Origin of the sequence: Hoeflea prorocentri, from assembly GCF_027944115.1 — a bacterium.
Lineage (GTDB): Bacteria > Pseudomonadota > Alphaproteobacteria > Rhizobiales > Rhizobiaceae > Hoeflea_A > Hoeflea_A prorocentri.
Window position 1 is genome coordinate 486,582 of record NZ_JAPJZI010000001.1, and the last position, 20,859, is coordinate 507,440.

The 20,859-nt window shown below is 57.7% G+C and carries 20 protein-coding genes and 1 tRNA gene; 16 read left to right on the plus strand and 5 right to left on the minus strand.

Annotated elements, in window-relative coordinates; translation table 11 throughout:
- The first annotated feature begins 87 nt into the window (after positions 1 to 87).
- Positions 88 to 1,008, plus strand: coding sequence for a KPN_02809 family neutral zinc metallopeptidase (ypfJ, locus tag OQ273_RS02275; RefSeq protein WP_267988851.1), 921 nt, complete (start codon positions 88 to 90; stop codon positions 1,006 to 1,008).
- A gap of 12 nt (positions 1,009 to 1,020) precedes the next feature.
- Here the strand turns inward: ypfJ and carA are convergent, their stop codons facing one another.
- Entirely contained in the window at positions 1,021 to 2,223 is a 1,203-nt protein-coding gene (carA, locus tag OQ273_RS02280; RefSeq protein WP_267988852.1) for a glutamine-hydrolyzing carbamoyl-phosphate synthase small subunit, read from the minus strand.
- Positions 2,224 to 2,522: 299 nt separating this feature from the next.
- Here carA and OQ273_RS02285 point away from each other — a divergent pair, with 299 nt between their 5' ends.
- The 8 genes from OQ273_RS02285 (at position 2,523) to OQ273_RS02320 (ending at position 11,007) form a co-directional block, all read left to right on the plus strand.
- A complete protein-coding gene (locus tag OQ273_RS02285) occupies positions 2,523 to 2,978 on the plus strand; it encodes a GatB/YqeY domain-containing protein (protein WP_267988853.1) in 456 nt (151 codons plus the stop codon).
- A 410-nt stretch (positions 2,979 to 3,388) separates the two neighbouring features.
- Positions 3,389 to 4,108, plus strand: coding sequence for a helix-turn-helix transcriptional regulator (locus OQ273_RS02290; RefSeq protein WP_267988854.1), 720 nt, complete (start codon positions 3,389 to 3,391; stop codon positions 4,106 to 4,108).
- Positions 4,109 to 4,306: 198 nt separating this feature from the next.
- Entirely contained in the window at positions 4,307 to 6,280 is a 1,974-nt protein-coding gene (gene dnaG, locus OQ273_RS02295; protein ID WP_267988855.1) for a DNA primase, read from the plus strand.
- A gap of 509 nt (positions 6,281 to 6,789) precedes the next feature.
- Positions 6,790 to 8,820, plus strand: a complete 2,031-nt coding sequence (rpoD, locus tag OQ273_RS02300; RefSeq protein ID WP_267988856.1) for an RNA polymerase sigma factor RpoD — start codon at positions 6,790 to 6,792, stop codon at positions 8,818 to 8,820.
- Between the two features lie 58 nt (positions 8,821 to 8,878).
- Positions 8,879 to 9,286 (plus strand): secondary thiamine-phosphate synthase enzyme YjbQ, encoded by a 408-nt coding sequence (locus OQ273_RS02305; protein WP_267988857.1) that lies wholly within the window; start codon positions 8,879 to 8,881, stop codon positions 9,284 to 9,286.
- The gene (locus tag OQ273_RS02310) at positions 9,283 to 9,930 is read left to right on the plus strand and encodes a glutathione S-transferase (RefSeq protein ID WP_267988858.1); all 648 of its coding nucleotides are present in this window, start codon (positions 9,283 to 9,285) and stop codon (positions 9,928 to 9,930) included. The genes OQ273_RS02305 and OQ273_RS02310 overlap by 4 nt, the downstream gene beginning before the upstream one ends.
- A 62-nt stretch (positions 9,931 to 9,992) precedes the next feature.
- On the plus strand, positions 9,993 to 10,412 hold the full coding sequence (locus tag OQ273_RS02315) for a ketosteroid isomerase-related protein (protein ID WP_267988859.1): 420 nt from the start codon (positions 9,993 to 9,995) through the stop codon (positions 10,410 to 10,412).
- Positions 10,405 to 11,007 (plus strand): GNAT family N-acetyltransferase, encoded by a 603-nt coding sequence (locus OQ273_RS02320; protein ID WP_267988860.1) that lies wholly within the window; start codon positions 10,405 to 10,407, stop codon positions 11,005 to 11,007. The genes OQ273_RS02315 and OQ273_RS02320 overlap by 8 nt, the downstream gene beginning before the upstream one ends.
- A gap of 729 nt (positions 11,008 to 11,736) precedes the next feature.
- On the opposite strand, the gene OQ273_RS02325 is transcribed toward OQ273_RS02320, so the two are convergent.
- Entirely contained in the window at positions 11,737 to 11,949 is a 213-nt protein-coding gene (locus OQ273_RS02325) for a helix-turn-helix domain-containing protein (protein ID WP_267988861.1), read from the minus strand.
- Positions 11,950 to 11,954: 5 nt separating this feature from the next.
- The gene (locus OQ273_RS02330; protein WP_267988862.1) at positions 11,955 to 12,515 is read right to left on the minus strand and encodes a DUF2975 domain-containing protein; all 561 of its coding nucleotides are present in this window, start codon (positions 12,513 to 12,515) and stop codon (positions 11,955 to 11,957) included.
- 72 nt (positions 12,516 to 12,587) lie between these two features.
- Between OQ273_RS02330 and OQ273_RS02335 the strand changes: the two genes are divergently transcribed.
- The gene (locus OQ273_RS02335) at positions 12,588 to 13,160 is read left to right on the plus strand and encodes a hypothetical protein (RefSeq protein WP_267988863.1); all 573 of its coding nucleotides are present in this window, start codon (positions 12,588 to 12,590) and stop codon (positions 13,158 to 13,160) included.
- Between the two features lie 389 nt (positions 13,161 to 13,549).
- On the plus strand, positions 13,550 to 14,260 hold the full coding sequence (locus OQ273_RS02340) for a hypothetical protein (RefSeq protein WP_267988864.1): 711 nt from the start codon (positions 13,550 to 13,552) through the stop codon (positions 14,258 to 14,260).
- A gap of 22 nt (positions 14,261 to 14,282) precedes the next feature.
- Here the strand turns inward: OQ273_RS02340 and OQ273_RS02345 are convergent, their stop codons facing one another.
- Positions 14,283 to 14,798, minus strand: coding sequence for a DUF4329 domain-containing protein (locus OQ273_RS02345; RefSeq protein WP_267988865.1), 516 nt, complete (start codon positions 14,796 to 14,798; stop codon positions 14,283 to 14,285).
- 294 nt (positions 14,799 to 15,092) lie between these two features.
- Here OQ273_RS02345 and OQ273_RS02350 point away from each other — a divergent pair, with 294 nt between their 5' ends.
- Entirely contained in the window at positions 15,093 to 15,452 is a 360-nt protein-coding gene (locus OQ273_RS02350; RefSeq protein ID WP_267988866.1) for a hypothetical protein, read from the plus strand.
- 76 nt (positions 15,453 to 15,528) lie between these two features.
- Here OQ273_RS02350 and OQ273_RS02355 read toward each other — a convergent pair whose 3' ends face one another.
- Positions 15,529 to 16,260, minus strand: a complete 732-nt coding sequence (locus OQ273_RS02355; protein ID WP_267988867.1) for an SIMPL domain-containing protein — start codon at positions 16,258 to 16,260, stop codon at positions 15,529 to 15,531.
- 154 nt (positions 16,261 to 16,414) lie between these two features.
- On the opposite strand from OQ273_RS02355, the gene OQ273_RS02360 reads away from it, so the two are divergent.
- The 4 genes from OQ273_RS02360 (at position 16,415) to OQ273_RS02375 (ending at position 20,858) form a co-directional block, all read left to right on the plus strand.
- Positions 16,415 to 16,491: transfer RNA gene (locus OQ273_RS02360), tRNA-Ile, on the plus strand.
- A 278-nt stretch (positions 16,492 to 16,769) separates the two neighbouring features.
- Positions 16,770 to 18,188 carry an amidase gene (locus OQ273_RS02365; protein WP_267988868.1) on the plus strand — a complete coding sequence of 473 codons (1,419 nt, stop codon included), beginning with the start codon at positions 16,770 to 16,772 and terminating at the stop codon, positions 18,186 to 18,188.
- Positions 18,189 to 18,233: 45 nt separating this feature from the next.
- The gene (locus OQ273_RS02370) at positions 18,234 to 19,808 is read left to right on the plus strand and encodes an ABC transporter substrate-binding protein (protein WP_267988869.1); all 1,575 of its coding nucleotides are present in this window, start codon (positions 18,234 to 18,236) and stop codon (positions 19,806 to 19,808) included.
- Between the two features lie 69 nt (positions 19,809 to 19,877).
- Positions 19,878 to 20,858, plus strand: a complete 981-nt coding sequence (locus tag OQ273_RS02375; RefSeq protein WP_267988870.1) for an ABC transporter permease — start codon at positions 19,878 to 19,880, stop codon at positions 20,856 to 20,858.
- Position 20,859: the final 1 nt, after the last annotated feature.

Sequence of the window (20,859 nt, forward strand, 5' to 3'; positions counted from 1 at the left end):
TTATCGTATATATGTGACAGCTGTTCGTTCGTGCCAGTGGTTAAGGTGCAATGCTGGCGGCATGGTAAATCGGGATGAGGAGACGACATGCGCTGGAAAGGTCGCCGCCAAAGCAGCAATATTGAAGACAGGCGTGGCCGTGGCGGTGCTCGCCGCGCAGGTCCGGCATTCGGACGCGGAGGCGGTCTGCGCTTGCCGACCGGCGGGAAGTCGGGCGGCGGAATATCGATGATCGTCATTCTGATTATCGGTTACGTGGTCCTGAAATATCTCGGCATCGATCCGGCTGTGCTTTTGACACAGGGCGGGATCGAACCGCGTATCGAGCATGTGCAGCGGCAGAACTCCGAGCGTCTGTCGCCGCAACGGCAAGACGAGATGACCCAGTTTGTGGCGACGGTTCTGGCGGAGACGGAAGATACCTGGAACAGGCTGTTCAGTGTCAGCGGTGTCGATTACAGCGAGCCGACGCTGGTGCTTTTTGAGGGGCGGGTCAGTTCGGCCTGCGGCTTTGCGAGCCTTGCCTCGGGGCCGTTCTACTGTCCGTCGGATCAGAAGATTTACATCGACCTGGCGTTCTATGACCAGCTTGCCAACCGCTTCAAGGCTTCCGGTGATTTCGCGCAGGCCTATGTCGTTGCCCATGAGGTCGGACACCATGTGCAGAACCTGATCGGCGTACTGCCGGAGTTCAATCGCCGGCGCGCATCCATGAGCCAGAGCGAGCAGAACCGGATGTCGGTTCGTGTCGAATTGCAAGCCGATTGCCTGGCCGGGATCTGGGCGCATTATACGGAAGAAAAGGGCCTCATCGAGCAGGGTGACCTGCAGGAAGCGTTGACCGCCGCGCATCAGATCGGGGACGACACGTTGCAGCTCCAGACACGCGGCTATGTGGTGCCCGAGAGCTTCAATCACGGAACGTCGGAGCAGCGCAAAAGATGGTTCCTGCGCGGCTTCGAAAGCGGGCGCGTGGATGCTTGCGATACGTTCAGCGGCGATGTGTAAGCGGCGCCTGGCCTATTCGGCGAGCGCCGCTTCGCCGCGCTTTTCACGGATGAGGTTGATAAAGCGCCGGAACAGATAGTGCGAATCCTGCGGCCCGGGAGAGGCTTCCGGGTGATGCTGTACGGAAAACACCGGCTTGCCGGTTACCTGCAGCCCGCAATTGGTCCCGTCAAAGAGCGAGATGTGGGTTGCCTCGACACCTTCGGGCAGGGTCTCTCCATCGACCGCGAAACCATGGTTCATCGACACGATCTCGACCTTTCCGGTGGTATGATCCTTGACCGGATGGTTCGCGCCATGGTGTCCCTGGTGCATCTTTGCGGTTTTGGCGCCAAGCGCCAGCGCCAGAATCTGATGCCCAAGGCAAATGCCGAAAACCGGGATCCCCGTATCCAGGAGCGTCCTGATCGTCGGCACCGCATGGGCGCCCGTGGCAGCCGGATCGCCCGGTCCGTTGGAAAGGAAAATGCCGTCCGGGTTCATCGCCAGAATATCTTCTGCCGATGTCGATGCCGGTACGACCGTGACGCGGCATTCAAGGCCGGAGAACAGTCGTAGAATGTTGCGTTTGATACCGAAGTCGATGGCGACGATGTGAATGCTTTCCGCACCGGCGGTGTTGCGGTTGAACCCTTCATTCCAGACCCAGGGCTTTTCATCCCATTGGGAGGATTGTCCGCTTGTGGCGTCGATAGCCAGATCAAGTCCGACCAGCCCGTGCCAGGCTTTGGCCTTTTCCTTCAGCGCGTCCACATCGAACTGGCCGTCCGGGCTATGGGCGATCACGGCATTGGGCATGCCGTTTTCCCTGATCCACACCGTCAGCGCGCGGGTGTCCAAACCGCACATGGCAATAATACCGCGGCTCTTCAGCCAGGAGTTGAGATGCTCGGCAGACCTGAAGTTTGACGGATCGGTGATATCGGCCTTGAAGATGGCGCCGACGGCACCGTTGCGGGCGGTTGGATTGAGGTCTTCGATGTCCTCGCTGTTTGCGCCGATATTACCGATATGCGGGAATGTGAAGGTGACGATCTGGCCGCTATAGGACGGATCGGTCAGGATTTCCTGATAACCGGTCAGTGCCGTGTTGAAGCAAACCTCCGCCTCGATTGCTCCGGTTGCGCCAAGGCCTTGGCCCTCTATGACCGTTCCATCCGCCAGCACGAGCAGTGCTGTGGGAACGGGTTTTGTCCATGCCGGTGTCGTGTTCATTATCTGTCTTCTTCAGGCTTTCAGGAGCTGCGATCGGACCTCGCCCTTGACGAACGTGCCGGGTCACACCACTTAGGCGATGACTGCACCCGACAATTTGGATCAGGACGCTTCATCTTTGTTTGAATGTTCTTGCAGATGTGGGAACATAAACGAGGCCAAAAGGCGCGTCAATGCGAGCCGTCCATCGGATCACAAATTTAAAGTGCAATAAAATCATACAGTTAGGACCTTGAGTTTTGTTTGCAATGGCAGATGGAACAGAATATGGTTCGCCGCAAAATGCAGGAGAAACTGTAATGCGTGAGATGTTTGCTTCCACGCTTCGAGAAGCGCTGAAGGCCAAGGATACCCGCCGTGTCTCGACGATCCGGCTTATCCAGGCTGCAGTGAAGGACCGTGATATTGCCAATCGTGGCGCTGGCAAGGATCCGGTCTGCGACGACGATATCATGCAGATTCTCGCCAAGATGATTAAGCAGCGCGAGGAATCTGCCCGTATCTATGAAGATGCGTCGCGCCTTGAGCTTGCCCAGCAGGAACGCGAAGAGATCGACGTGATCCGTTCGTTCCTGCCGCAGCAGCTTTCCGACGACGATGTACGCAAGGCGTGCAAGCGGGTGGTCGAAGAGACCGGCGCGAGCGGATTGCGTGACATGGGCAAATGCATGAATGCCCTGAAGTCGGAATACTCCGGCCAGATGGATTTCGCCAAGGCATCGGGCGTGGTGAAGGGTTTGCTGCATCACGAATAGTCCGCCTGGCGGCCGTGATGTCATTGCGCCTCAGGAATTGACAGCCCCACTGAACAGCGGTGCGGAGAGCGTTGTCCGTGCCGCTGATTCGCCGCTTCTGCGCAACGAATTGCGCCGGACGGGGCCGCAAAACCCTTATGGTTTCAGTGTATTTTCCGGCTAATTGCTATTTGGGATTGCAACTAAATGCAGATACGATGCTTTTTGTTGCAATTGCGGCCCACAAACCAAAGTTCCATTATGCGGAAACCGATCCGGAGTTTATACAGATGCGGTCTAACTGACCATGCGGCGTGGGCGCGTCGCATGATATTTTCGAAACAAGGAGTACTATTTGGGCGGCTAGTATTTGAGGCGAGCGGGTAAGGCGTTGCCCGTATCTAATACCAAGAAAAAACTTTTAAGAGATAATGTCCCCTGAAAATTCCCATGGTGGTATCCTATCGGATATCAGCAGGCTGAACACATCCTTCGATGTCTTCAAATATCTTCGTAAGACGACGGAGCGGTTCAGACTGCGCTACTTCTGTGTAATGGCTCTGCCGGCCGATATGACCGGCAGTTTGAGCGAGCACAGCATCATCAACAATTGGCCGCCGGAGACGATAAAGGCCTACGACCGCCTCGGCATGATCAGCGTCAGTCCGATTGTCGCACGACTCATTCGGCACACGACACCTGTCATTTGGCATATCGACGAAGTGCTCAACGAATGCGTGTCGAAGGACGCGGCGGCGGCCAGAGAGATATTCTACGAGCAGGGCTTCGTCCGCGGTGTCAATTTTGCGGTGCACGATACATCCGGACGGCGCGGTTCTGTCGGATTTGCCGGCGACCGTGAGGAGCTGGGATGTGAAGAGGTGCTCAAACTGAGCATGATAAGCATCCATGTCTATGATCACCTCAGTGCGCTTTTGACGGAGAGTGAGGTGGACCCGGCGCCCCTTTCGGATAGGGAACTTGAATGCTTGCGCTGGACCGCCGACGGGAAGACGAGCAGTGAGATTTCGACGATCCTTTCCCTCTCGGAGCACACGATCAATCACTACCTGATCAGTGCGACGAAGAAACTGGACGCGGTGAACCGTACGCAGGCGGTTGCCAAATCAATCCGCAAAGGCTGGATCTGACACAAGTCGCGGCGGGCCGAGCGGGCCTGTGAATTGTGGGCACGACAGCAATGAGCCGTGGTGCGGCCCGCTCGACGGCGCTATATGTTGAGCCAGCGGGCCGGACTCCGCATGACAGCAAACGGGCCCGGCCTTATCCGATGCGTTTCCGCGCATCCGTGGCCGAAGGCGTATCGCCGGTCTCAGGAGCCCCTTTTGATGCGGTTTGACAATAGTTTCCTCGACGAGTTGCGCGACCGGGTGCCGATTTCGGACCTGATCGGCAAGCGTGTCTCGTGGGATAAACGCAAGACCAATGTATCGCGGGGGGACTGGTGGGCCTGCTGCCCGTTCCATGGAGAAAAGACCCCGAGCTTTCACTGTGAGGATCGCAAAGGGCGTTACCATTGTTTCGGCTGCGGTGTGTCGGGCGATCATTTCAGGTTTCTGACCGAACTGGACGGGATGTCCTTTCCGGAGGCCGTCCAGCAGGTGGCCGATATGGCAGGCGTGGCCCTGCCGGCTCCAGATCCGCGGGCTGCACAAAGGGAGCGCGAGCGGGCGACCCTTTCGGATGTTATGGAGCTTGCGACCCGGTTCTTTCAGGACCGTCTGCAAGCGGCCGACGGTGCGCCGGCAAGGGCCTATCTGCGCGACCGCGGACTGTCGGGCAAAACCATCGAGACCTTCCGGCTGGGTTTTGCGCCGGACAGCCGCAACGCGCTGAAGGAACATCTGGCATCGAAGGGTGTCGAGAAGGAACAGTTCGAGGCCTGTGGTCTGGTTGTCCACGGGCCCGATATTGCGGTCTCCTATGACCGGTTTCGCGACCGCATCATGTTTCCGATCCTCAGCGCGCGCGAAAAAGTCATTGCCTTCGGCGGACGGGCCATGTCAGCAGACGCTCCGGCAAAATATCTCAATTCCAACGAGACCGAACTCTTTCACAAGGGCAGGGTGCTTTACAATTTTGCCCGGGCGCGGCGCGGGGCGCAGGGTGCGGACGGGGCCGGGACCGTCATTGCCGTTGAAGGTTATATGGACGTTATCGCCCTGCATCAGGCGGGCATCGAGCATGCGGTTGCACCGCTCGGAACGGCATTGACCGACAATCAGCTTGAACTCCTTTGGCGCATCACGCCGGAGCCGGTCCTGTGCTTTGATGGCGACGAGGCCGGAACTCGCGCCGCCAACCGTGCGGTCGACATTGCGCTGGCCGGATTGCGGCCGGGGCGATCGGTGCGTTTTGCCGTGCTCCCGGCGGGCAAGGACCCGGACGATCTTGTGCGTGACGAAGGGCGCGCGCCCTTCGATGCCGTCATGAAGGCGGCCCGGCCGCTCGCCGACATGGTCTGGATGCGCGAGACCGCAGCGGGCGTCTTTGACACGCCGGAACGAAAGGCAGCGCTTGAAGCGGCGTTCGGGCGCGTGACCGCGGCGATCGGCGACGAGAGCGTGCGGCGTCACTATGTTCAGGATATGCGCGAGCGGCTCAACGCTTTTTTCGAAAGTCGTCAGCCTCAACAGGGTGTGCGTGACGGGCGTGGCGGTTTCAGCCGCGGCGCCGGTAGACAGGGCGCCCAGCGTGGCGCGAGAGCTGCCCGGCGCTATGCCATGACCAATCAGCTGGCGCGCTCCACACTTGTGCGCGGCCTTTCGGCGGTTCCGTCCCTCAGGGACAGCGTCATCGTCTTCACGCTCATCAATCACCCGGCGCTGATCGCCAGCGAGTTCGATGACGTGTCCTCCCTGGAATTCGATCATCAACTGCTTGACCGGCTGCTTGGCCGGCTGATGGATTTCGGCTCCGAGGGCGAAGCGCCGCAAGGCGAGGCGGTGCGGGCGCAGCTTCATGCCGAAGGGTTCGAAGAACTGACGGGCCAGATGGAGCGGCAGATCCGCAATGCGCGCATCTGGACTGCGACCGGCGAGGCCGCCCTTGAGGATGCGCGGGAGGGCTTTCTTCAGGCGCTGGCGCTCTACCAGCGTTCACGGGCTCTCAGGCTTGAGAAGGTCGAGCTGGAACGCGACATCGCCGAAGCCACGGAAAGCGGCGATGGGGACGCGCTTCCGCAGCTAATGCGCTCGCTGCAATCGGTGCAGAACGAGTATAACCGGCTGGAGCAGCAGGAGGCGATTATTGACGGCTTCGGCGTGCTTTCCGGACGGGTGCGCGGAGCCGCCGGAAATTAGCCCTTCATGCTCTTGTATTGAATGGGGCGCCCCCTAAATAGTTTTTCAGGCAGAATGCGGACAGGCGCTACGGGCCTGCTCCTGAAATCAGATGAGGCTGCCGCACACAACACCAGTTTCCGGGATGCAGATGTGTCCGGGACGGTTTTTTGATTTTCCGCCGTAAGGGCGACGTGTTTGGGTGAATAGCGCTGTTTTTTGGAGATTCTGCTCAAAAAACAGGCTTTTTTCGCCCGCTGCGCTTGACGGACGGACAAATTAACGGAATCACCTCAGTGGCGAGAAATTTCAATTGGTCAAGCAAATTGAAAAGTTGTGCACTGGCGCAGAAACAGCGGATCGGGTGCGGCGGTCACGGCTCAGGCTTCGGGCACAGCCACCATCCATGGTTAATCGGGAATTAAACATCACACCTGTATTGAGTTCATAAGCCGATTCGGTCGGAACGGTTCGGCACCGCTGGATGCCGGGCCGGGCGATGTGATGTGCTAAGGAAAGTGACGGATTATATGGCAACGAAAGTCAAGGAAAACGAGGACGCCGAGGCCGAACGCGAAACAACCGGTGACGGACCGCTTCTCGACCTTTCTGACAGTGCTGTCAAGAAAATGATCAAGGCCGCCAAAAAGCGCGGCTATGTGACAATGGATGCGCTCAACGCCGTCCTGCCTTCTGAAGAAGTAACCTCCGAACAGATCGAAGACACCATGTCGATGCTTTCCGACATGGGCATCAATGTCGTCGAGGAAGAGGAAGAGACGGAAGAGGCGGCTGCTTCGAACGAAAGCGGCAGCACCGGGACGGAGGTCGCGACGACCGGCGGAACGGCAGTCGCGACGACGCGCAAGAAAGAGCCGACGGACCGCACCGACGATCCGGTGCGCATGTATCTGCGCGAGATGGGCTCCGTCGAGCTTTTGTCGCGCGAAGGCGAAATCGCCATTGCCAAGCGCATAGAGGCTGGCCGCGAAACCATGATCGCGGGCCTTTGCGAAAGTCCGCTGACCTTCCAGGCGATCATCATCTGGCGCGACGAACTGATCGAGGGCGAGACGCTGTTGCGCGAGATCATCGATCTGGAGACGACCTATTCCGGCCCCGAGGCGAAGGCTGCACCGCAGTTCCAGTCGCCCGAGAAGATCGAGGCCGACCGCAAGGCGGCGGAAGAAAAGGAAAAGGCCAAGAAGGCCCGTGCGTCCGATGACATCACCGATGTCGGCGGCGAAGGCGTCTCGACCGACGACGACGATGACGAGGATGATGAATCCAACCTGTCGCTCGCCGCGATGGAAGCGGAATTGCGCCCGCAGGTGATGGAGACGTTCGACGTCATTGCCGACACCTACAAGAAGCTGCGCAAGCTGCAGGACCAGCAGGTCGAGGCGCGCCTGGCCGCGACCGGCACGCTGTCGCCGGCGCAGGAGCGCCGCTACAAGCAGCTCAAGGAAGAGCTGATCGCGGCGGTCAAATCGCTGGCGCTCAACCAGAACCGTATCGATGCGCTGGTTGAACAGCTCTACGACATCAACAAGCGTCTGGTGCAGAATGAAGGCCGGCTGTTGCGGCTTGCCGAATCCCACGGCGTCAAGCGCGAGGACTTCCTGCAGCAATATCAGGGCGCCGAGCTCGACCCGAACTGGATGAAGTCGATTTCCAACCTGACGGCCAAGGGCTGGAAGGAATTCTCCAAGGCGGAGAAGGATACGATCAAGGCGATCCGCGGCGAGATCCAGAACCTTGCCACCGAGACCGGCATCTCGATCCTGGAATTCCGCCGCATCGTGCACATGGTACAGAAGGGCGAGCGCGAGGCGCGTGTCGCCAAGAAGGAAATGGTCGAGGCGAACCTGCGTCTCGTTATCTCCATTGCCAAGAAATACACCAATCGCGGCCTGCAGTTCCTGGATCTTATTCAGGAGGGCAATATCGGCCTGATGAAGGCGGTGGACAAATTCGAATATCGCCGCGGATACAAGTTCTCCACCTATGCGACATGGTGGATCCGGCAGGCGATCACCCGTTCGATTGCCGACCAGGCCCGCACGATCCGTATTCCGGTGCATATGATCGAGACGATCAACAAGATCGTTCGTACGTCGCGCCAGATGCTGCACGAGATCGGCCGCGAGCCGACGCCGGAGGAGCTTTCTGAGAAACTTGCCATGCCGCTGGAAAAAGTGCGCAAGGTTCTGAAGATTGCCAAGGAGCCGATCAGCCTTGAAACGCCGGTGGGCGATGAGGAAGATTCGCATCTCGGCGATTTCATCGAGGACAAGAACGCCATCCTGCCGATCGACGCTGCGATCCAGGCAAACCTGCGTGAGACGACGACGCGCGTGCTCGCCTCGCTGACGCCGCGCGAAGAGCGCGTGCTGCGCATGCGCTTCGGCATCGGTATGAACACTGACCACACGCTGGAAGAGGTCGGCCAGCAGTTCTCCGTGACCCGCGAGCGTATCCGCCAGATCGAGGCGAAGGCGCTGCGCAAGCTCAAGCACCCGAGCCGGTCCAGGAAGCTGCGCAGCTTCCTCGACAGCTAAGAGACACAGCTAACGAACCAGGGGCGGCTTTCGGGCCGCCCGTTTTGTAAGCAGATCGATGCAGACGCAGATCGCAATAGAAACAAACGGGCAGGGGCTCTACGAGTTCACCCGCGAGGCTGTCCGGTTTGTATCCGAGAGCGGGGCGGAGACTGGCCTGCTCACCGTCTTCGTGCGCCACACCTCCTGTTCCCTGACGATCCAGGAAAATGCCGATCCGGACGTCAAACGCGATCTCAGCGAATTCTTCGCCCGGCTCGTGCCGGACAATATGGACTGGCTGCGCCACACGATCGAAGGGCCGGACGATATGCCCGCCCATATCAAGAGCGCGCTGACGCAGGTGAGCCTTTCCGTTCCCGTAGCGGGCGGCGCGCCGCTGCTCGGCACCTGGCAGGGCATCTATCTCTTCGAACACCGTCGTGCGCCGCACCGCCGCAGCATCGTGTTACATCTGTCGCCATGACGCTGCCGGTCTTTTACAGTTTCCGCCGCTGCCCTTACGCCATGCGCGCGCGGCTTGCGCTGCGCTCCAGCGGCACGGCGGTGGAACTGCGCGAGGTGCTGTTGCGCGACAAGGCTCCGGAATTTCTGGATGCCTCTCCCTCGGCCACAGTGCCGACGCTTGTTCAGGGCGATGGCGATGTGCTCGACGAGAGCCTCGACATCATGCTGTGGGCGCTGGACGGCAATGACCCGGAGGGCTGGCTGACGCCCGAGACCGGCTCGCGAGATGCGATGCTGGCCCTGATCGAAGCAATGGACGGCCCGTTCAAAGAGAGCCTCGACCGCTACAAATACGGGACGCGTTATCCGGGCTGCGATCCGCTGGAAGAGCGGGCGAAGGCGGCGGCCATTCTGCGCGGGCTGGAGGAGCAGTTGCAGCCCGGCGGCTATCTCTTCGGCGGTCGGATAAGCCTGGCCGATATGGCGATCCTTCCCTTCATCCGCCAGTTCGCCAATACCGACCGCGCCTGGTTCGACGGCGAGGACTGGCCGGCCTTGCGGGTATGGCTGGAGCGTTTCGAAACGTCCGAACGCTTTGCCGCGATCATGGACAAATATCCCAAATGGCAGTCGGGTGATGCGGTGACTGTGTTTGGCGACTAAGCCTTATTTTGTACAGGTGGTGCCGCCTGCTAATGTCACCTCAGAGCAAATGAGGATTGCCCGTGGCCGAACAAGAAACCCAACGCCTGATCAAGGCCTATCTCGACGCTTTTAACGCCAGCGACAGCGAGGCGATGCTGGCGCTGCTTGCCGAGGATGTCATTCACGATATCAATCAGGGCGGGCGCGAGATCGGCCGTGAGAAATTCCGCTGGTTCAATGCCGGAATGGCGCGGCATTACGCCGAGGAACTGAGCGACATTGCCATCATGGTCGCACCCGGCGGCGGCCGTGCGGCGGCGGAGTTCACCGTGCGCGGCACCTATCTGCAGACGGCCGAGGGCCTGCCGCCGGCGAACGGCCAGCGCTACAGCCTTTCGGCCGGTATCTTCTTCGAGATCGATGACGGGCTGATCTCCCGCGTGACGACCTATTATAATCTTGCCGACTGGATCGCCCAGGTGAAGGCGGACAATGACTGAGATCACCCTGCGCACGCTGACCGGCGCGGCGCTGACCGATGCGCTCGACGATCTCGCCCATCTGCGCATCACAGTCTTTCATGAATGGCCTTATCTTTATGAGGGCGACATGGACTACGAGCGCAATTACCTCGCCAAATTCGCCGGCTCCAAGGGCGCCGTGATCATCGGCGCCTATGATGGCGACCGGCTGGTCGGGGCGGCGACCGCCGCGCCGCTCGCCGATCATTTCGACGATTTTGCCGGACCTTTCTCGAAACACGGCCTCAAGGCCGAGGACTTTTTCTACTTCGGCGAGTCGGTGCTTTTGCCGGAGTATCGCGGACACGGTATCGGCGTGCGCTTTTTCGAGGAACGCGAGAAGGCGGCACAGGCTGAAGGCTTCGACCGCATCGTCTTTTGCGGCGTGATGCGCCCCGACGACCACCCGATGCGCCCGGCAGACTACGTGCCGCTCGACACGTTCTGGCGCAATCGCGGCTATGAAAAGATGGACGGGATCGTGTGCGACTTCCCCTGGCGCGATATCGGCGACGGGGAGGAAACCCGCAAGCCCATGCAGTTCTGGTCACGGACGCTGGCGGAAGATGGTTGAGGGAAGAGTGTTCGCAAGGATCTATTAATGCCCCCATGCGGAATGCGTTGCAACTTATGATTTAGCAGTAAATTCTGACATGCTAGTCGAAAGGGCCTGCCGCCTCTTCTGCACGCGGCTTTGGTTGTTTGATTTCGCAATCACTTGAGTGGTGAGATATCGCCAAGGGCGGGGAAGCAATCAATGAACTTAAGCAATGACTGACTAGCCAAATTGCAAACGACTTACCGTTGAATGAGAAAATAATGATGACCAAAGATATAAAGAGAGAGTATGCATATATATTTAATAAAAAGAAATTTTCTACATTTATGCAACTTTATATTATTATTTATATACTAATATTGATAATATCGTACTATATAAATTTCATATTTGAGTTTTATAAAAATATTTCTCTTTTCTACGTTTTTACACTAATATTTTCTATGGCTTTATTTGTTACTCTTTCAATTCTTTCGAATGAAAACGGCAGTACATTTTATGGAAAAATGATGATTTTAACGGAGAAACTTCTGATAAATCCATTTGCCTTCTTCTTGTTTATTGTTGTTATGTTTGTGTTGAGTCCCTTTTTTATAACCGTTGACGAGAAGATCATTCACTTTTCCGGCGGAATTTTTTATCCATTCATAGTTGCGGCCTCTCACGCGCTTTCGTTAGTTTTGTTGCCGGAGATAGTGATCGGAATGCGGGGAATGTTCAGTCCTGGCAAAGATAAGACTTAACTCAGTCCCCATCATCCTTATATTCCAGAATATCACCCGGCTGGCAGTCGAGGGCCTTGCAGATCCGCTCCAGCGTGTCGAACCGCACGCCCTTGACCTTGCCGGATTTCAGCAAGGAGATGTTCTGCTCGGTGATGCCCACCATTTCGGCCAGCGTGCGCGAGCGCATTTTGCGCCGCGCCAGCATGACATCCAGGTTCACGACAATCGGCATGGCGATCACACGAAACGGCTGTTTTCATCTGAGATGCGCGCGGCCTCCTGCATGACCCAGCCGATCACCAGGAGCAAGCCGCCGAGCAGCAGGAGCAGATAGGTGTCGCTGGAGGCGGTGACAGAGAGTTGCCGGGTGCCGGGCGGGTTGTCGAGCGTCAGGACGAGACTGCCCAGCGAATGAACCAGCGCCGTCAGCACGACATTGACAAGCATCGCCAATCCGACATTGCGGATATGGGCGGCCGGCGCTGGGCTGAACACTTCGCCGCGCGCATAACAGTCAAAAAGCATCCTGATATTCCACAATCCGTAAAGGCTGACGCCAAGCGGCAGGGCGAGGAGGAGAATGAGGGATATGCGTTTGAACAGGGTGATGCCCGTGGCGATCGGCATTCCCGGATAGGCTGTCATGACCATCGTATCGAACCAGTCCGGCACAGCTAGGACGCTGAAAGTAAAGCCGACAAAGAGGATGATGCCGAGCGTCGCAAGCCGCTTCAGCCAAAGGCTCAGCCTGACGACACGGCGGAAGGTTGCATCTGTTGGGTTGGTATCGACCGACATCATTTACTCCTATTGACTCAATAATAATTTATCGTAAAACAATAAGAAAATCGTGTAAAGCAGGAAATTGATATGCGTACTCTGTTTGTCGTTCTTCTGGCGTTTGGCCTTGCGGCCTGTGGCCATGTTCCGCTCTCTTCCATACCGAAACTGAAAAGGATGGACTTCATGACCATGGAGGTCGAGGTCTTGCGCGTTGCTGTCGAAATGCCGGACGGGCTGCGGGTGCGCCCCGGCTCCGCGATCATCAATCTCGGCCTCAATGAATCGGCCGGCGAACCGGCCTTGCAGGAGCGTATTGTGCTGCAGCAGGTCCCGCTGTCGCAAAGCGCCGGGCAATTGGCGGGCCTTGCTCCCAACGCTCAAGTTTTCCGAATTGCCGAGGCCGATATTCCCCGCCTCGAAGCGATGCGCGAGACGACGCGGGCACGCAGAAAGGTGGACCCGGACGACACCAAGGGAACGCTCACCGTCACCTCCGGCGCCTGCCGCACCGCCACCCTTCCGTCCGGCCCGCTTCCGGTGACGACGAAACTGAAAACCGCGCCGGACGAACCCTATTTCACCCTGACCCGGAATGTCGATCTGCGCACGCTGGTCCCGGCGCGGCAGCTTCAGACGGAAGTGCCGCTCTGCCAGTCCTGATGCCGGGCCGAGAAGGTTGATCGAATAGAGGGCGGCCATAAAAGCCCGTTAACGCAACCGTGGGGATTTGGTTGCAACCCATGATTTAGACGGTCATTCTTACGCTGACCCCTGATGTGACTGATTTCCGGACCTATGACGTGGAGGCTTTATCGCGTGGATAAAGACCAGATTGCCGCACGAACGAAACCCGCGGGCCCTCTCAGAACGTTCATTCGCATAGCCGTCACAGTTCTTCTGATCGTATTTGTATTCGCTCATTTTGTGCATTTTGCACCAAGGGCGGTTTTCTGCTCGGAATGGAAGATAGACAACCCGGATCAGTGGGAGCGCATGTGTCACTGGCAGAACAAAATACTCATAGTCGACAAGTTTGTGGGTGATGTTTGGTGAGCGATCACACTGCTGGCAGTCGGACTAATCCTGTGAGGCGAGTGTGGCTTGCTCTGATGTTCTGCCTTGTGATCACGCTCACTGGTTGTCTGGATCATTACAGCTGGCGCCAGAAGATGACGATAACAGTGGAAGCGGACGGGAAGACCTATTCCGGTTCCAGTGTAACGCAGGTCAACTTTCGCAGAAACGATCCGATCAGTTCTGTGAACGGACCTGAGTGGGTTGCCAGCTTCCGGGGAGAGGCGCCGTTTGTCGAGATTCCTGGTCGAGGTGTGCTATTCGCACTGCTCAATCCGCCTGACAAGTACACCTACACTGAGGATTTAGCACTTAAAGCGTTCTCAGGTTTTCCGCGGTCCGAACATTTCGAAGATAGGCTCAAGCGCTTGCGATCCGATCTGAGTAAGTCCGTCACTTTGCCGGCAAGTCTCTACCCATACTTTGTGTTGTTTACCGATGTCTCTAACCCCCGAAGCATTCGCGATCTTGATGTAAACGAGGCTTCAATCTCCAGTTTTGACGACATCCGCCTAATGAATGTTACGCTGGAAATCACCAAAGAACCGGTCACAGAAGATCAGGTATCCTCGGTGCTAACGTGGTTGAATGATCCCAGCGTGATGGAGAATCCCGGATGGTCAGAATTGCCGGTTTCGGCTCGCAAAGTCATAGGTAGGTTGCTGTCACACTACCCGAGACTATGACACTGTACGATCGCCATCATTCTCAACATTCCCCCGTATCCTCCGCCGCACGTTCCACCAAACCCTTAATCGTATACTCAGCCTCCGGCTCAAAGGCCGGGCAGGGGCGGAAGGCGGGGTCTGTGTGAATGCAGCCGGGGCCGCAGAGTTCCACCGTGATCTCCTCTTCCAGCAGATTGAGCCAGACGCGGCCGCCGGGGGTGGCGACATAGCCGTCGATACCCTCCATGAAGTCGGCGGTGAGATCGTCGACTGAGGGGACTTCCGTATCGGCCTCCGGCGAGAACGCGCCGTGGGTGTGGTAGGAGGCGATGATGTCTGCATCGTCCGGGCCGATTTCCGGCGTACAGCCGTCGGGTCCTCCCTTGCGGGCCGGGGTGGCGGCGAGTTGGCCTTGTGAATCGTGGAAGAACAGGCCGCAATATTCGGCCCTGTCGCGGATCGATCGCGGCTGAATGCTGTCCAGATGCTTGATGGCGAAAGCATCGACTTCCTCCATCGGCCCATCGCTGGATTGAGCCGTTGCATCAATGCTCATCAGACATGCGACAGCGACGACAATATAAGCCCCCCTTGCGCGGGGGATTCCTTTCCCCGCCTGCTCATATCGGACGGAAACTGCCAGGCGGGCAAGATGGCCAAAATGGCCGCCTGAAAGAAAATTCGAGATTTTTTCTTTCCCTAATATCCTGTTCTTAAACAATAAATCCCTCCATCTGCAATGATGAACGCAATATGAACGGGCGGTTCCAAAAGCGTTCAGGCCAACATTACTAAATTGTCATCATCGCATCACAGCGATCCTGAAAACCCAGAGGATGGAGAGGACAAAATGTTCGCAAGAATTGCAAAAGCAACCACGCTGGCGGCATTGATCGCCGTTGGTGCCACCGCCGCCACGACCAGCCAGGCTTCGGCCGGCAATATCGAATTCGGCATCCAGTTCGGCACGCCCGGCTATGGCTATTACTACGGCTCGAACCCTCGCTGGGGCGCACCGCCGCCGCGCTACCGCAAGGGCAAATGCAAACCGCGCCGCGCCGTCAACAAAGCCTGGCGCATGGGTGTCAACAACCCCCGCATCGTGCGTCGCAATCAAAAGCGTGTTGTCGTTAAAGGCTGGCGCCACGGCTACAAAACCAAAGTGGTCTTCGCCAACGCCCGGCACTGCCCGGTCATCCGTTTCCGCTGATCGCCGCCCACCCACCGGTCAGCGGGTCATCCCCGGCAACGGCCTGTAAACAGGCCACCGCCGGGGATTTTTGTGTCTACTGGTCGATCTCGAAACTGACATTGACCGTCACCCGGTAGGTGTTTTCACCGGAGGCGACGGGCACGGCGGCATCGGCCGATGCCTTCATCGCCATCTCCGCGCGCGCCATCGGTATAGGCTGCGGGCGGTATTGCTGTTCGCTGATCTGGGTGATGCGGCCAAGGCCCGCGCCGGCAGCTTCCACCAGCGTCGTTGCCTTGGCGAGCGCGTTTTTCATGGCGTCCTTGCGCGCCTCGGTGATGGCGGCGGATGGATCGTCATTGGTAAACATGATGTGGCCGCCTTGGTTGACACCCAGCGTGACGGATTTGTCGAGCAGGGCGCCAAGCTTGTCGAGATCGCGGATGCGTACCGTCAGCGTGTTTGAGACGCGGTAGCCAGTGATTTGCGGCTCCACCGGCTCGTTGTTCTTGCGGTCCGGGTAGAAATATTGCGGGTCGATGGAAAAGCCCGAGGTTTGCAGGTCGCGCTGTTCGACGCCATCGGCGCTCATGGCGGCGAGCACCTCCGCCATCGCGGAGTTGTTGGCGTTGAGTGCGTCGCGGGCGGTCTTGTCCTGGCGCATGACGGTCAGCGTCATGACTGCCATATCGGGCACAAGGCGGGCCGTTCCCTCGCCGGTGACGGCGACGATACCGGGTTTTTGCCCCTTATCATCGCTGGCGAGCGCCGTCACGGGCAGAACGGCAAGGGCAAGGGCGAAGGTCAGGCTGCGTCGAGAAATCATGAATAACCCCAGATAATTGTCATTGGCAGGGCTGTCTTAGAAAGCCATTGCGGCAATGTCTTGTCGGGTCCCTTGTCGTGCGGTGCGAATTGGTTTAATCGGGTCCGGTCCGCGCGCGCGAGAGGCGCTTTGGACCGGCCATTCGCGCCGGGTGGGGCCTGTAGCTCAATTGGTTAGAGCCGGCGGCTCATAACCGCTTGGTTGGGGGTTCGAGTCCCTCCGGGCCCACCACATGGCCTTCCTAGTGCCGTAAAAAGTCCAGATCGCTGACGTGTGCCGGCGGCAGTGCCGGTGCGCCGGAAAGCGCCGGGCGTGGGCTTCCAAAGCTCTGAATATCCGCACCCCAAGCGAATCGGAAATTGCCGCGCGATGTTGCGATGGGCCGTGACCTGCGGCCTGCATACGCCGCCTAAATCCAATAAACCCACAAACACCACTTGATTTTCGATGATCCCACTGCTACCAATTATCCCACATTTCCCACAAAGCGGGATTGATCTGGGGAAGAAATGGCAAAGTCCGTGACAAAAACAGCCAGGGAAATTGCAAGGGGAGAACAGAGTTCTCGTTCAATTGTCGAGAGCTGTTTGTCCGCCATAAAAACCAAAAACTCCACGCTCAATGCGTTTTCCGATATTTATGAAGACGAAGCCCTATCGCTCGCGGAAGAGCGAGATGCGGAACGCAAAAAGGGAGAGCTTCGCGGGTCGCTTCACGGAGTTCCGGTGGGTGTGAAGGACCTGTTCTACATAAAGGATCGACGAACCGCGCGCGGTTCTGCTGCATTCTCAGAGTTTGTTCCATCCGAAACGGCGCCGATAGTCGAAAGGCTCGAGGCTGCTGGCGCCATTGTCATTGGCAAGACAACAACCACCGAAATGGGTTGGAGTGGCTCGAGCGTCTCGGAATACTATGGTTCGACAAGGAATCCCTGGAACGCCCAACTGACGAGCGGAGGATCATCAAGTGGGTCTGCATCGGCACTCGTCTCCGGGATGGTGCCGATGACACTCGGATCTGATGGCGGCGGCTCCGTCCGAATTCCCGCCGCCTTTTGCGGTCATTTTGCGCTGAAGGGCAGTCTTGCGCGCATTCCGACATATCCGTGGAGTGCAACAGAGATGCTTTCGCATGCCGGCCCGATGACCTTGACGGCTACCGACTCCGCCTTGCTCTTCGATATCTTGAAGGGGCCTGATCCGCGCGACCATCATGCGCTGCCGGATGACGGGTTGTGCTATTGCGGCGCCGAGGTCGACATGGCCAGACTTCGAGTGGCTTATGCGCCGACCCTGTTCGGGGTTGATGTTGACGATGAGGTCGACCGTGTCATTCGGCGAGCTGTTCAACGTTTGAAAGATGCTTTCGGCATCGCTGTTGAGGCGGTATCGCCCGACTGGGTCGATCCGATAAAAATATTCGAGACATTGTGGGTGGCCGGTCGCGGCGTTGCTTACGGAAAAAAAGCGAACGGTGCAGGAAGCAGTTTTGGATCCGGCTTCGCCAACCTCGTCAGGCAGTCCTGCAGGATCGACCTTGAGGACTATCTGGACGCAACCAAGGCGCGGGCGGTCTACGCTGCCGGTGTACACCATTTCTTCGAACGTTTCGATATTTTACTGACCCCGACAATCCCCATTTTGCCGTTCGATGCTGAGCTCGAAGCGCCGGAAGGCATGGGCAGCAACTCGGACGTTCTGCCCTGGACGGGTTGGACGCCGTTTACCTATCCGTTCAACATTACCGGCAACCCAGCAGCTTCTATCCCTGCAGGCTTGTCGAGCACCGGAATGCCGGTCGGTCTACAGGTCATCGGCCGCCGGCATTCCGATGCAACTGTCCTGGCGTTCTGCCGGGATCTTGAAGAGAAGGCTGGCTTCTTCGTCATGAAGGGTGACCTGCCCGAGCTGGTGGAGGCCGTTGAATGAGCCCGAAGCCACAACAAACCAACCACAACGACAGGGGAATACAACATGGCTATTGATAGGCGTGAGTTCCTGAAGAGGTCGTCAATGGCCGCAGCCCTGGCTGCGTCCGGCGCGCCTTTGATAAATGGAGCCTTCTTTTCAAGTCCCGCCTATGCGGGGTCGGACAAGGCGATCAATTTCCTTTCAGCCGAAAACCTGACCGGTAACTGGGACCCAAGTTCCCACACCACGCTTGGTCAGATCAATTTCGAGGGCTTTGTGTTCGGGTACCTGACGCGCGCACCAATGCGGCCTCAGAATCCCGATGAGCTGGTGATGGAACTCGCCGAAAGCATGGAGCTGCTGGATGAACACACGCTTCAGTTCAAACTCAAAAAGGGCGTGACTTTTCACAATGGAGAGCCCTTCACCGCCGCCGACGTCAAGGCGACATTTGAATATGCGTCAAAACCCGACCGTCCGGCGCAATGGTATCCGGGTCCGGTAACGGTAGATGTTGTCGACGACCACACAGCCAACGTGAACACAAAGGCGCACGGATATCCCGCCAGCCTGTTCTGGTTCCTCTCAGCCTTCCTTCCGATTATGTCGGCAAAGGATGTGGCCAACCCGACACGATTGTCCGAGTTCCCGAACGGAACCGGTGCTTTCAAGTTCGTCCGGCAGGATGGCAACACTTCCGTGCTGGAGGCCAACCCCGACTTTGTACTCGGCGCACCAAAGGTGCCCGGTGTGAATTTCACGTTCGTTGGCGATGCAACAACACGCATGTTGTCGTTGTTGTCCGGTGAAGCCGACATTATCGAGAGGCTTGAAGCGGAGCAGGTGCAAACGATTGAATCCAAGCCCGGATACTCGCTCAACCAAGCCGTATCGGTGGAAAACAAGTATCTCTGGTTCCGCTGCTCAAAGCCGCCGTTTGACGATTGGCGCCTGCGCCGAGCGGTGTGCCACTCGATTGATCGAAATCTCATTCTGGAAGTACTTGGTGTTTCCGGGACTCCCTCCAACGCCTGGATATCACCGGTCAAGTTCGGATATGTGGATACACCCAACTATCCCGAATACGACCCCGATATGGCCCAGAAGTTCCTGGCAGAAGCCGGCTTCCCGGGAGCCAAGGGACTGCCGAAACTCGAATACATCACCTCCGTTGGTTTCTATCCGAAAACAAAGGAATACGGTGAAGTCATCACGGCGATGCTGCAGGAGCAGGGCTTTGACATTGAGTTCAGCGCTATGGAAATCGCTGCATGGGCCGACAGGCTTTATGACCGTCCAGGCGGCGGACCCGGTCATATGATCGATTGTGGCTGGGCGACGGGTTCGCCTGAACCTGATCTGGTTTTGCGCACACATTTCCACTCCTCGTCGAAGCGGATCTGCGGCATCGATGATCCCGAATTGGATGCGGTACTCGACAAGGAGCGCGATGCCACGGATCCCGCTGTACGCAAGAAGATCATCCAGGAGGAAGTCATGCCAATGTTGGCGGACAAGGCGCCTGCGTTGAGCCTCTTTACATCCGTATTCATCCACGCGTTCCGTGATGAATTGAAGGGCATGTATATCTATCCGAACGGAATGATGGACGCGGTCAACGCAACGAACGAAGCCTAACTCAAGTGCAACGGGAGCCGATCGTGTAAACCCGATCGGCTCCTGCCCAAAACTGGGAGCTGGCGGACCTTGTATCTTCTGAACTTTCTCATTCGGCGTTTGCTGCAGGGCGTACTTGTCCTTTTGATCGTGACCTTCGCGATCTTTACCCTGCTCAGGGTTGTCCCTGGGGATCCCGCGCGCTTGATCGTCGGTGGAATGGCCCCCGATGAGGTGGTCGAGCAGAAGGCAGAAGAGCTTGGGCTCAATGACCCGATTCCCGTGCAGTTCGTTCGTTATCTGGGCGACATCGTCAGGGGCGATTTCGGCAACTCATTCTTGCGACCAAAGAGCGGTGCCACTGTCGGTGCGGCCGCTCACGACGATCCGACAAGGGCGGATCGTGCGGAGGTCCTCGATCTCATACTTGAACGAATACCGCTTACGCTACAGCTCGCAGCGCTTGCGATTGCATTTGCGCTGATTATTTCGTTTCCGCTTGGCGTTGCAGCCGGCCTGAACCCGGGAAAGTGGCAAGACAAGCTCGCATTTTTTGCCGGTTCAGTTTTTGTCTCAATCCCAAGCTTCTGGCTTGGCGTTGTCCTGGCTCTGTTACTGTCTGTGCAGTGGGGCATTCTGCCGTCCATCGGATACAAGGGTTTCGAATACACAATACTGCCGGCATTTGTCCTGGCGATCGAGATGTCGCCGTTCATCATTCGAACGCTCTCAGTTTCCATCGCTCAGGTCATGCAGGAAGAGTTTATCTCCGTCGCTCCACTTCGAGGCTTGAGGCGAGCCCGTATTGTCGCGGCTCATGCCATCCGCAATGCATCAATTCCGCTGTTGAACCTGTTCGGCATTCAGCTGGGCATCCTTTTGGGGGGAGTTCTGGTGATTGAGTTAATCTTCGACTACCCGGGGCTTGGCCGTTTGACGATCAACGCAGTTCTTCAACGTGATTTTCCGATTATTCAAGGCGTGGCAATCTTCATCGCCGGCCTGTTTGTTTTCATCAACATCGCCGTCGATCTCGCCGCCAGTTTTATCGACCCGAGGTTGGAGTACTGAG

What these genes read in the sequence shown, in the direction of transcription:
- OQ273_RS02335 (WP_267988863.1), top strand. Translation starts at nt 12,588, where the DNA reads ATGCGTACTCTGTTTGTCGTTCTTCTGGCGTTTGGCCTTGCGGCCTGT.
- dnaG (WP_267988855.1), top strand. Translation starts at nt 4,307, where the DNA reads ATGCGGTTTGACAATAGTTTCCTCGACGAGTTGCGCGACCGGGTGCCG.
- OQ273_RS02305 (WP_267988857.1), top strand. Translation starts at nt 8,879, where the DNA reads ATGCAGACGCAGATCGCAATAGAAACAAACGGGCAGGGGCTCTACGAG.
- rpoD (WP_267988856.1), top strand. Translation starts at nt 6,790, where the DNA reads ATGGCAACGAAAGTCAAGGAAAACGAGGACGCCGAGGCCGAACGCGAA.
- carA (WP_267988852.1), bottom strand. Translation starts at nt 2,223, where the DNA reads ATGAACACGACACCGGCATGGACAAAACCCGTTCCCACAGCACTGCTC.
- OQ273_RS02350 (WP_267988866.1), top strand. Translation starts at nt 15,093, where the DNA reads ATGTTCGCAAGAATTGCAAAAGCAACCACGCTGGCGGCATTGATCGCC.
- OQ273_RS02370 (WP_267988869.1), top strand. Translation starts at nt 18,234, where the DNA reads ATGGCTATTGATAGGCGTGAGTTCCTGAAGAGGTCGTCAATGGCCGCA.
- ypfJ (WP_267988851.1), top strand. Translation starts at nt 88, where the DNA reads ATGCGCTGGAAAGGTCGCCGCCAAAGCAGCAATATTGAAGACAGGCGT.
- OQ273_RS02355 (WP_267988867.1), bottom strand. Translation starts at nt 16,260, where the DNA reads ATGATTTCTCGACGCAGCCTGACCTTCGCCCTTGCCCTTGCCGTTCTG.
- OQ273_RS02365 (WP_267988868.1), top strand. Translation starts at nt 16,770, where the DNA reads ATGGCAAAGTCCGTGACAAAAACAGCCAGGGAAATTGCAAGGGGAGAA.
- OQ273_RS02285 (WP_267988853.1), top strand. Translation starts at nt 2,523, where the DNA reads ATGCGTGAGATGTTTGCTTCCACGCTTCGAGAAGCGCTGAAGGCCAAG.
- OQ273_RS02320 (WP_267988860.1), top strand. Translation starts at nt 10,405, where the DNA reads ATGACTGAGATCACCCTGCGCACGCTGACCGGCGCGGCGCTGACCGAT.
- OQ273_RS02290 (WP_267988854.1), top strand. Translation starts at nt 3,389, where the DNA reads ATGTCCCCTGAAAATTCCCATGGTGGTATCCTATCGGATATCAGCAGG.
- OQ273_RS02330 (WP_267988862.1), bottom strand. Translation starts at nt 12,515, where the DNA reads ATGTCGGTCGATACCAACCCAACAGATGCAACCTTCCGCCGTGTCGTC.
- OQ273_RS02345 (WP_267988865.1), bottom strand. Translation starts at nt 14,798, where the DNA reads ATGAGCATTGATGCAACGGCTCAATCCAGCGATGGGCCGATGGAGGAA.
- OQ273_RS02325 (WP_267988861.1), bottom strand. Translation starts at nt 11,949, where the DNA reads ATGCCGATTGTCGTGAACCTGGATGTCATGCTGGCGCGGCGCAAAATG.
- OQ273_RS02310 (WP_267988858.1), top strand. Translation starts at nt 9,283, where the DNA reads ATGACGCTGCCGGTCTTTTACAGTTTCCGCCGCTGCCCTTACGCCATG.